The following is a 9,733-nucleotide window of genomic DNA, read 5'->3' as shown; positions in this document are numbered from 1 at the left end:
GTCGCCGCCCGGGCGGCGACCGCCCGGGCCCGTGCCGCCGTCGCCGCGGTCGGTGCGCTCCTTGAAGTCGACGCGGCCCAGGTGCCGGTTCATGCTCTTCAGCAGGAACCACACCGCGACGCCGAGCAGCGCGAAGACGATGAAGCCGAGGACGCCCGGCGTGACCTTGTTCTTGTCGAGCTCGTCGGCGAGCGGGACGAGGTCGGCAGCCAATGTGGTGTTCACACGGTCAATTGTCGCGGATACCGGCGAAGAGGTCGTCCTCGGGGAGGGAAGTGTCCACGAGCGACTTCGCCAGCTCGTACTCCTCGGTCGGCCAGACCTCCTGCTGGATCTCCATCGGGATCTTGAAGAACGGCCCGTCGGGGTCGATCTGCGTGGCGTGCGCGATCAGCGCCTTGTCCCGGATCGCGAAGAAGTCGGCGCACGGCACGTACGTCGTGATCGTGCGCTCCTTGCGCTCGAACTGCTTCCACCGCTCCAGCCACTCCCCGTACGGCGACTCCAGACCGCGTTCGAGCATCGCCTCGTGCAGCGCGACCGTACGCGGCCGGTTGAAGCCCTGGTTGTAGTAGACCTTCAGCGGCTGCCAGGGCTCGCCCGCGTCCGGGTAGCGCGCGGGGTCGCCGGCTGCCTCGAAGGCGGCCATGGTGATCTTGTGGGTCATGATGTGGTCGGGGTGCGGATAGCCGCCGTTCTCGTCGTAGGTCGTGATGACCTGCGGCTTGAACTCGCGGATCAGCCGGACGAGCGCCTCCGCCGCCTCGTCGACGTCCTTCAGGGCGAAGCAGCCGTCGGGCAGCGGCGGCAGCGGGTCCCCCTCCGGCAGCCCGGAGTCGACGAACCCCAGCCACGCCTGCTTCACGCCGAGGATCTCCCGCGCCTCGGCCATCTCCTTGCGCCGTACTTCGTGCATGTTCTTCTCGATGAAGGCATCGCCCTGGAGCTTCGGGTTCAGGATCGACCCCCGCTCGCCCCCCGTGCAGGTGGCGACCAGGACCTCGACGCCCTCCGACACGTACTTGGCCATGGTGGCCGCACCCTTGCTCGACTCGTCGTCGGGGTGTGCATGGACGGCCATCAGCCGCAGGTCATCGCTCACAGATTCAGTCCTCGGTAACAGATCCTCTAAGCCGGCTTCTATAGTGACTGAGCGGACTGACAATTCATTCCGCCGTCAGCCGCAGCCAGCCGCTCTGCCCGGAGGGACCATCATGGCCGGTGCGCCCCAGACGCCGCCCGAGGGCCGCTACGGCCGCTCGGCCGACGCCCGTGCCGACCGGCGGCTGAAGGCCGTCGGCGCCGTGCTCGGCGCCGCCGCCCTCGGCTTCGTGGCCTGGAGCGCTGTCGACGCGACGGCCGGTTCGAAGGCGTCCGGCGAGCTGATCCGCTACCAGGTCGTGTCCGACCACGAGGTGCAGGTGCACATCGAGGTCCGCAAGAAGACGGACGTCGACGCGATCTGCACGCTGCGTTCGCTGGCAGCGGACAAGTCGGAGGCCGGCATCCGCGACGTGCGCATCGACGAGCCGAAGACGCGCGTCGACACCGTGGTGTCGATCCGCACCGCCACGCGCGGCGCCAACGCCGAGCTGGTCGGCTGCAAGGCGGCCGACGAGCGGTAACACTCGCCGTCCCGCTGCCGGAATTGTTACGATCGTGGTTTCGCCCCACCCACGAAGGCGCAATTCTTCTGGGTAGGGCGATTGCTGCATCCCAGACGCATGAGAAGTCCCCCAGCACCAGAACCACCACCGACGAGGAGCACCTGTGACCCAGACCAGCGACAACGTCACCTGGCTGACCCAGGAGGCGTATGACCAGCTCAAGGCCGAGCTGGAGCACCTGTCGGGTCCCGCACGCACCGAGATCGCCAAGAAGATCGAGGCGGCTCGTGAGGAGGGTGACCTGCGGGAGAACGGCGGGTATCACGCGGCCAAGGAGGAGCAGGGCAAGCAGGAGCTGCGCGTGCGCCAGCTCCAGCAGCTGCTCGAGAACGCGAAGGTCGGCGAGGCTCCGCCGGACGACGGCGTCGTCGAGCCCGGGATGGTCGTCACGATCGCCTTCGACGGCGACGAGAGCGACACCCTGACCTTCCTGATGGCCTCCCGGGAGTACGCGACCGGGGACGTCGAGACGTACTCGCCGCAGTCGCCGCTGGGTATGGGAGTCAACGGCAAGAAGGTCGGCGAGGAGGCCAGCTACGAGCTGCCCAACGGCAAGACCGCGATGGTGACGATCCTCGACGCCAAGCCGTACGCCGCCTGACCGCGCGTCGGACGCAGCAGCCCGGCACGAAAGCCCCCGGCAGGGGAACCGAGGTTCCCGCGCCGGGGGCTTCGGCGTGCGCCGGCCTGCGGCGCCGGGTGCGTCACCCGGCGGAGTTGCGGTACTTCCGCACGGCCAGCGTGCGGAAGATCACGATGATGACGACGGAGTACATCAGCGAGGCCAGCACCGGGTGCTGCATCGGCCAGGCGTCGGACTGGACGACGCCCGGGTTGCCGAACAGCTCGCGGCACGCCTGCACGGTCGCGCTGAAGGGGTTCCAGTCCGCGATGTGCCGCAGCCAGGAGGTCATGTTGCCCGAGTCCACGAAGGCGTTCGAGACGAACGTCACCGGGAACAGCCAGACCAGCCCGCCGGACGTGGCCGCCTCGGGCGTGCGCACCGACAGGCCGATGAGCGCGCCGACCCAGGTGAAGGCGTACCCGAGCAGGAGCAGCAGGCCGAAGGCGGCCAGCGCCTTCGGCACACCCTCGTGGATCCGCCAGCCGACCAGCGCGGCGACGACGGCCAGCACGACCAGCGTCAGGGCGGTCTGCACCAGGTCGGCGAGGGTGCGGCCGGTGAGGACCGCGCCGCGGGCCATCGGCAGCGACCGGAAGCGGTCTATGAGGCCCTTGTGCATGTCCTCGGCTATGCCGGCGCCGGCTCCCGCGGTGGCGAAGGTGACGGTCTGGGCGAAGATGCCGGCCATCAGGAACTCGCGGTAGATCTCGGAGTCCGTACTGCCGCCGACGTTCATGGAGCCGCCGAACACGTACGAGAACAGCACCACGAACATGATCGGCTGGATCAGGCCGAAGATGACCACTTCCGGTATCCGGGACATCCGGAGCAGGTTGCGCTTGGCGACGACCAGCGAGTCGCGGGCGGACTGGCCGACGCCCCCCAGGGCGGGCGGCGCCGCGGGGGCGGGGCGCGCCGGGGCGGTCGAGGCGGTCACTGTGCGGTCTCCTTCACGGCGTCGTCGGCGGCCTTTCCGTCGCCGCCCTCGGTTGCGTTCCCGTTCTCGGTCTCGGCGGCGTGGCCGGTCAGCGAGATGAACACGTCGTCCAGCGTGGGCCGGCGCAGCCCGATGTCGTCGATGGCGATGCCGCGCTCGTCCAGGTCCCGGATGACGTCGGCGAGCAGCCGGGCGCCGCCGCTGACGGGCACGGTGAGCTTGCGGGTGTGGTCCGCGACCGTGACCTCGCCCTGGCCGAGGGCGCCGAGCACCTCGCTGGCGGCGAAGATCTCGTCGCGCTGGTGCACGACGACCTCGACGCGCTCGCCGCCGGTGCGGGCCTTCAGCTCGTCGGAGGTGCCGCGCGCGATGACGCGGCCGTGGTCGATGACGCAGATGTCGTGCGCCAGGTGGTCGGCCTCTTCCAGGTACTGCGTGGTGAGCAGCAGCGTCGTGCCGCCCTTGACCAGCTCCTGGATGACGTCCCAGAGCGCCTGCCGGTTGCGCGGGTCGAGGCCGGTGGTCGGCTCGTCCATGAACATCACGGGCGGCTCGACGACGAGCGCGGCGGCCAGGTCGAGCCGCCGGCGCATGCCGCCGGAGTACGTCTTGGCCGTGCGGTCCGCGGCGTCGGCGAGGTTGAACCGCTCCAGGAGCGCGCCGGCGCGGGCCTTCGCGTCGCGCGCGCTCAGCTGGTAGAGCTGGCCGACCATCTGGAGGTTCTCCCGGCCGGTCAGATACTCGTCGACCGCGGCGAACTGGCCGGACAGGCCGATGGACCTGCGCACCTCGTTGGGGTGCTGGAGGACGTCGAGCCCCGCGACCTCGGCGCGGCCGGCGTCGGGCCGGAGCAGCGTGGTCAGCACGCGTACGGCGGTGGTCTTGCCGGCTCCGTTGGGGCCGAGCAGGCCGAGGACGGAGCCTTCGGGGACGTCGAGATCGACGCCGTCCAGTGCCCGCACATCGCCGAAGTGCTTGACCAGCCCCTCGGCATGGATGGCGCCTGGCATAGAAATCTCCCCAGGTTGGATGGAAGTCGGTGGTGGATGGGCGGTGGGCTGGAGGCGCTTCTCAACAAATGTCAGACATGAGCGCGCGGCCGGGCAACAGCAGGAGAGTAGAACACGCGATATATCGCGTCAAGTCGCGAGGGGCTCAGTCGCGAGCGCGGGTGTGCGCGGGGCGCGCCACGGGTCGTGCGTCGGGCCGTGCGCCGTGCTCGTCGTACCTGTCGTGCTCCATGCGGTCGTCGTGTGTCAGGCAGTCACCGTGTACCCGGCTTTCCGGAGCGCCGCGAGCACCCGATCACAGTGCTCCCGCCCCTTGGTCTCCAGCTGTAGCTCGACCTCGGCCTCCGTGAGCCCCAGGCGCGGATCGGTACGCACGTGGCTCACGTCGAGGACGTTAGCGTCCGCCTCTGACAACACCCCCAGCAGCGTCGCGAGCGTCCCCGGCCGGTCCGTCACCCGCAGCCGCAGCGACAGGTACCGCCCCGCCGCGGCCATGCCGTGGCGCAGGATGCGCTGGACGAGCAGCGGGTCGACGTTCCCGCCGGAGAGCACCGCCACCACCGGTCCGCCCCCGAAGGAGTCCGGGTCGGCCAGCAGCGCGGCGACCGGGGCCGCCCCGGCCGGCTCGACGACCAGCTTCGCCCGCTCCAGGCACAGCAGTACCGCGGCGGACAACTCGTCCTCGGAGACCGTACGCACCTCGTCCACGTGCTCGCCAATGATTTTGAACGGGACGTCGCCCGGCTTGCCGACCTGGATGCCGTCCGCCATCGTCCCGAACGACTCCAGCGCCACCGGCCGCCCGGCCGCGAGCGACGGCGGGTACGCGGCCGCGTCCTCGGCCTGCACCCCGACGATCCGCACGTCGGGCCGTACCGCCTGCACCGCCGTCGCGATCCCGGCCGCGAGCCCCCCGCCGCCGATCCCCACCACGATCGTCGACACCTCCGGGCACTGCTCCAGCACCTCCAGGCCGACCGTGCCCTGCCCCGCCACCACGTCGGGGTGGTCGAAGGGGTGGATGAGAACGGCGCCGGTCGCCGCGGCGTACGCCTCCGCCGCCTCCAGCGTCTCGTCGACGACGTGGCCGTGCAGCCGTACGTCCGCGCCGTAGTCCAGCGTCGCGGCCACCTTGGGCAGCGGGGCGCCGACCGGCATGAAGACCGTCGAGCGCACGTCCAGCAGCGACGCCGCCAGGGCCACGCCCTGCGCGTGGTTGCCCGCGCTGGCGGCGACCACGCCGCGGGCGCGCTGCTCCGCGTCCAGCCCGGCGATGCGCACGTACGCGCCGCGCAGTTTGAACGAACCGGTGCGCTGCAGGTTCTCGCACTTCAGATGGACCGGCTCGGCGACCAGCCGGGAGAGGAACCTGCTGCCCTCCAGCGCGGTGACCCGGGAGATGCCGGCGAGCATCCGCTGTGCGTCGCGTACGTCGTCCAGGCTGACGGCACCGGCCGCGGCTGCGCTCATATCGACAGTCTCGCACGCTGAGACGACGCGGGTTTTCCACAGGCCGTACGGCACCCGGCCTGGTGCGCGTAATCTGTGGCCCAGTTCGAATGCGAATGTCCAGCGCCGTCCTACGCACCTTGCCCCACGCACCGATCCGCACAGCACACGTCCTCACGAAGTGAGCACCGTCCATGCCCTCCCCCCTTTCCCCGACCGACACCCCACCGGTGCCCGACCTGCTCAACGACCTGCAGCACCAGCTGGCCGTCTTCGCCCGCCGCGCCGAGCAGACCCGCCTGGCCGGCCTCGGCCAGGTGCGCAACTCGATGGACCGCGCCGCGTACCTGCTGCTCAACCGCCTGGAGCAGTACGGCCCCACGGGCGTCAAGGCCCTCGCCGCCGGCATGGGCATCGACTCCTCCACCGTGACCCGGCAGGTCGCGCCGCTCGTCGACGGCGGGCTGGTCGAACGCGCCACGCACCCGGAGGACGGCCGCGCCGTCGTGCTGGAGCTGTCGCCGCTCGGCCGGGCGCGGCTGCACGAGGTGCAGCAGTCGCGGCGCGAGCTGGTCGCGCAGCTGACCTCCGACTGGACGGAGGCGGAACGTGCCACGTTCTGCACGCTGCTCACCCGCTTCAACACCTCGGTCTCCGAGGCCAACACCGGACAGCCGGAGGAGCGGCAGCAGACCCCGCAGGACGGGGCGGCCAGCGTCAGGCCGGTGCTTCCGGAGTCTTGACCCCGGCGCCCGGCTGCCGTCCTATTAGACGAGGGCGGTGAAGGGAGCAGCGCGGTGCGTCAGCGGCGCTCGGCACAGAAGCGCCGCCGCGCCCTGGAGTTCGAGGCCTTCTGCGCGGGCGCGGCCGGCCGGCTGCTGCATGTCGCCCACCTGCTCACCGCCGAGCCGCCGGACGACGCCCCGCAGGCCGAACGGCTGCTGGTCCGGTCCCTGGCCCGTACGTACGCCGGCTGGGACCGGCTGCGCGGCGAGGATCCGTACGAGGCGGCCCGCCAGCAGCTCGTCTCCCGCTTCGCGCAGACCGCCTGGCGCTACCGGCGCAGCTCCGGCGGCCTGCTCGACCGGCTCTCGCCGCAGGAGCGGCTGGTGCTCGTGCTGCGGATGTCCGAGGGCGTCGCCGAGGAGCAGACCGCCGCCGTGCTCGGGCTGCCGCCCGAGCGGGTCCACCAGATACTGCTGCGCGCCAGCGCCGCCATGCTGAGCCGGCGCCCGCCGGCCGCCGGCCGTACCCGGCCGGAGGTGGCGACGCCGTGATCTCGATCAACGCCCGCAAGGAACAGGCCGTACGCGACCTCCTCGACGGCCCACCCCCGACCGTGCCGCCGCAGCTCGCGCGGCTGGCCGCCGACCGCGGCCGGCGGCTGCTGCGCCGCCGGCTGCTGCTGCGCGGCGGGGTGTGGCTGCTGCTCGTCGCGGCGCTGGTGGCGCTGACGGTGTGGGCGGTGGTGAGCGGCACGTGGGTGGACGACCCGGCGGAGACGACGCCGGACTTCGAGGGCTGGTGAGGCCGCAGGCACCCCTGGCGGGGCCGTAGCCCCGCGGGGACCGGTAGGCCCGCGGGGGCCGTAGCCCCGCCGGGGCCGTCGGAGCCGGCCGGCGGGCGCGTCAGCCGCCGAGCGCCTGCGTGAGGTCCGCCAGCAGGTCGTCCACCGACTCGATCCCGACCGACAGCCGCACCAGGTCGTCCGGCACCTCCAGCGGCGACCCGGCCGCCGAGGCGTGCGTCATCCGCCCCGGGTGCTCGATCAGCGACTCGACGCCGCCCAGCGACTCCCCCAGGATGAACAGCCGCGCCCGGTTGCAGACCTCGACCGCCGCCTCCTCGCCGCCCTCGACCCGGAACGACACCATGCCGCCGAAGTCGCGCATCTGCTTCGCGGCCGTCTCGTGCCCGGGGTGCTCTTCGAGGCCCGGGTAGTAGACGTGCGTCACGCGCGCGTGCCGGTCCAGCATGTGCGCGACGCGCGCCGCGTTGGCGCTGTGCCGGTCCATCCGTACGGCCAGCGTCTTGATGCCGCGCAGCACCAGCCAGGCGTCGAACGGGCCGGCCACCGCGCCCATCGCGTTCTGGTGGAACGCCAGCCGCTCGCCCAGCTCGCGGTCGGCCACGACGAGCGCGCCGCCGACGACGTCCGAGTGCCCGCCCATGTACTTCGTCGTGGAGTGCACGACGACGTCCGCGCCGAGGGCCAGGGGCTGCTGCAGGTAGGGGCTGGCGAAGGTGTTGTCGACGACGAGCAGCGCGCCGGCCTCGTGCGCGACGGCGGCGGAGGCGGCGATATCGGTGATGCCGAGCAGCGGGTTGCTGGGCGTCTCGACCCACACCGCCTTCGTGCGGTCGGTCAGCGCGGCCCGTACCGCCGCCGGGTCCGAGGTGTGCGCGACCGAGAACTCCACCCCCCAGCGCGCCGCGACCTGCGCGAACAGCCGGAAGGAGCCGCCGTACGCGTCGTCCGGGATGACCACGTGGTCACCGGGGACGAGCACGGTGCGCAGCAGGCAGTCCTCGGCGGCCAGCCCGGAGGCGAACGCGAGGCCGCGGGCCCCGCCCTCCAGCGCGGCGAGGTTCTGCTCCAGGGCGGTGCGGGTGGGGTTCGCGGAACGGCTGTACTCGTAGCCTCCGCGCAGGCCTCCCACGCCGTCCTGCTTGTACGTGGACACCTGGTGGATCGGCGGTACGACCGCGCCCGTCGCCGGGTCGGGCTCCTGGCCCGCGTGGATGGCGACGGTCTCGAAGCTGGGCTCGCTCATGCGGCCCGAGGATAAGCCCTGGAGGGGGGCCGCTGCGCGCTGCCGTCTGGTTTGCTGGAGGGGAGGAACCCGTACGTGCAGCCGCCCGGACCGCACCTCCCGTGAGAAGCCAGGACATATCAATGGAACTGTTGTTCGCACTCCTCGTCATCGCCCTGATCGCCTGGGTGGCCGTGCCGATGCTGCGGCGGGCCCGGGGCGGCCGGGAGGTGGTGCAGACGGACGCCAGGGCCGTCGACCCGGCCGGCGGCTACGGCTTCGTGCCCGTGGACGAGCTGGACGTCCGCCTCCCCGGCCCCGACCCGCAGCTCGCCGAGGTCCTGCAGGAGCTGGCGCAGGACGGGGACTGGGAGGCCGCCTCCCGGCTGCTCGCGCTCACCGACGACGACTGGGAGCTGCGCTGGCAGCGCGTGCAGACCCTGGCGGGCGCCGCGGCCTTCGAGCTGGCGCAGGCCCCGGGCGAGGGCGGCGCGTGGCTGCGGTCGTGGCGGGCGGAGCGGCCGAAGGACGCGGGCGGGGCCGAGGTGCACGCGGAGTTCCTGGTCCGGCAGGCGTGGCTGGCCGGGTCGTCGGCCGAGGAGTTCCCGGTGATCCTGGAGGAGGCGAAGAAGGTCTGCGCGGAGGCCGCGGTGCTCGCGCCGGGCGGCCCCATGCCGTACATCATCGAGCTGGCCGTCGCCCGCGGCGCCCACTACCGCGAGGCGGACTTCGAGGAGCTGTGGCACACGGTCGAGCAGCGCGCCGGCGACCACATGGGCGCGCATCTCGCGGCGCTGCAGTACGCCTGCGAGAAGTGGCACGGCTCGCGGGAGGCGGCGTACGACTTCGCGCAGCGCGCGGCCGGCTCGGCGGGGCCGGGGACGCTGCTGCCGGCGCTGCCGCTGTTCGCGGTCTGGGAGCACCTGCCGGAGGCGAACCTGGTGCGCGGGCTGTACGAGGGCGAGGTCGTCCGGGAGGCGATCGAGGGCGCGCAGTACGCGGTCCACCACGCCGCGGCGGACCACCCGATGCTGCCGCACGTCCGGCACCTGCTGGCGTGCTTCCTGGTGCGGGCGGAGCGGTACGAGGAGGCGCTGGAGCAGATCCGCCACGTGGACGGGTACGTGGGCGCGCTCCCGTGGTCGCTGAGCGAGCAGCCGGCGGCGGAGTACGCCGCGTACCGGGCGCTGGCGGTGGCGGGATACGAGGGCGGCCGGGGCGCGGCGCTGAAGTGACGGCGGGAATGTCGGAGCGGCGCGGTACGTTTCGGGAGTGGGCCGGGAGTGCGGGAG

General features: G+C 72.3%; 11 protein-coding genes and 1 pseudogene. 6 read left to right on the top strand and 6 right to left on the bottom strand.

The features are described from left to right. Positions 1 to 225: pseudogene (locus ABD317_RS11075) on the bottom strand (hypothetical protein); the annotation flags it as partial. Positions 226 to 229: 4 nt separating this feature from the next. Continuing rightward, positions 230 to 1,102, bottom strand: a complete 873-nt coding sequence (gene mca, locus ABD317_RS11070; protein WP_027754543.1) for a mycothiol conjugate amidase Mca — start codon at positions 1,100 to 1,102, stop codon at positions 230 to 232. Positions 1,103 to 1,214: 112 nt separating this feature from the next. On the opposite strand from mca, the gene ABD317_RS11065 reads away from it, so the two are divergent. Together ABD317_RS11065 and greA are read left to right on the top strand one after the other, a co-directional pair. Beyond that, positions 1,215 to 1,625: a DUF4307 domain-containing protein gene (locus tag ABD317_RS11065; RefSeq protein ID WP_027754544.1), complete on the top strand. Its 411-nt coding sequence runs from the start codon at positions 1,215 to 1,217 to the stop codon at positions 1,623 to 1,625. Positions 1,626 to 1,770: 145 nt separating this feature from the next. Beyond that, positions 1,771 to 2,268, top strand: a complete 498-nt coding sequence (greA, locus tag ABD317_RS11060; protein ID WP_027754545.1) for a transcription elongation factor GreA — start codon at positions 1,771 to 1,773, stop codon at positions 2,266 to 2,268. Positions 2,269 to 2,371: 103 nt separating this feature from the next. Here the strand turns inward: greA and ABD317_RS11055 are convergent, their stop codons facing one another. From ABD317_RS11055 to ilvA, 3 genes are all read right to left on the bottom strand, one after another. After that, the gene (locus ABD317_RS11055; protein ID WP_425582332.1) at positions 2,372 to 3,229 is read right to left on the bottom strand and encodes an ABC transporter permease; all 858 of its coding nucleotides are present in this window, start codon (positions 3,227 to 3,229) and stop codon (positions 2,372 to 2,374) included. Beyond that, positions 3,226 to 4,239 (bottom strand): ATP-binding cassette domain-containing protein, encoded by a 1,014-nt coding sequence (locus ABD317_RS11050; protein ID WP_344289609.1) that lies wholly within the window; start codon positions 4,237 to 4,239, stop codon positions 3,226 to 3,228. The genes ABD317_RS11055 and ABD317_RS11050 overlap by 4 nt, the downstream gene beginning before the upstream one ends. A gap of 246 nt (positions 4,240 to 4,485) precedes the next feature. Beyond that, positions 4,486 to 5,709, bottom strand: a complete 1,224-nt coding sequence (ilvA, locus tag ABD317_RS11045; protein WP_344289608.1) for a threonine ammonia-lyase — start codon at positions 5,707 to 5,709, stop codon at positions 4,486 to 4,488. Positions 5,710 to 5,882: 173 nt separating this feature from the next. On the opposite strand from ilvA, the gene ABD317_RS11040 reads away from it, so the two are divergent. The 3 genes from ABD317_RS11040 to ABD317_RS11030 are packed head-to-tail and all read left to right on the top strand — an operon-like array spanning position 5,883 to position 7,216. After that, the gene (locus tag ABD317_RS11040; RefSeq protein ID WP_344289607.1) at positions 5,883 to 6,431 is read left to right on the top strand and encodes a MarR family winged helix-turn-helix transcriptional regulator; all 549 of its coding nucleotides are present in this window, start codon (positions 5,883 to 5,885) and stop codon (positions 6,429 to 6,431) included. A 54-nt stretch (positions 6,432 to 6,485) separates the two neighbouring features. Beyond that, a complete protein-coding gene (locus ABD317_RS11035; RefSeq protein WP_344289606.1) occupies positions 6,486 to 6,965 on the top strand; it encodes a sigma factor-like helix-turn-helix DNA-binding protein in 480 nt (159 codons plus the stop codon). Beyond that, a complete protein-coding gene (locus ABD317_RS11030; protein WP_037782296.1) occupies positions 6,962 to 7,216 on the top strand; it encodes a hypothetical protein in 255 nt (84 codons plus the stop codon). Before ABD317_RS11035 ends, ABD317_RS11030 begins: the two co-directional genes overlap by 4 nt. A 100-nt stretch (positions 7,217 to 7,316) precedes the next feature. On the opposite strand, the gene ABD317_RS11025 is transcribed toward ABD317_RS11030, so the two are convergent. Beyond that, complete coding sequence (locus ABD317_RS11025; protein ID WP_344289605.1) at positions 7,317 to 8,462, bottom strand: cystathionine gamma-synthase; 1,146 nt, start codon at positions 8,460 to 8,462, stop codon at positions 7,317 to 7,319. 122 nt (positions 8,463 to 8,584) lie between these two features. On the opposite strand from ABD317_RS11025, the gene ABD317_RS11020 reads away from it, so the two are divergent. Continuing rightward, positions 8,585 to 9,676 carry a hypothetical protein gene (locus ABD317_RS11020; protein WP_344289604.1) on the top strand — a complete coding sequence of 364 codons (1,092 nt, stop codon included), beginning with the start codon at positions 8,585 to 8,587 and terminating at the stop codon, positions 9,674 to 9,676. Positions 9,677 to 9,733 lie beyond the last annotated feature (57 nt).

This window comes from Streptomyces synnematoformans (assembly GCF_039531005.1).
Classification (GTDB): domain Bacteria; phylum Actinomycetota; class Actinomycetes; order Streptomycetales; family Streptomycetaceae; genus Streptomyces; species Streptomyces synnematoformans.
The sequence above is the reverse complement of the archived record's forward strand: the minus strand, read 5'-3'. Positions and strand labels throughout refer to the sequence as shown.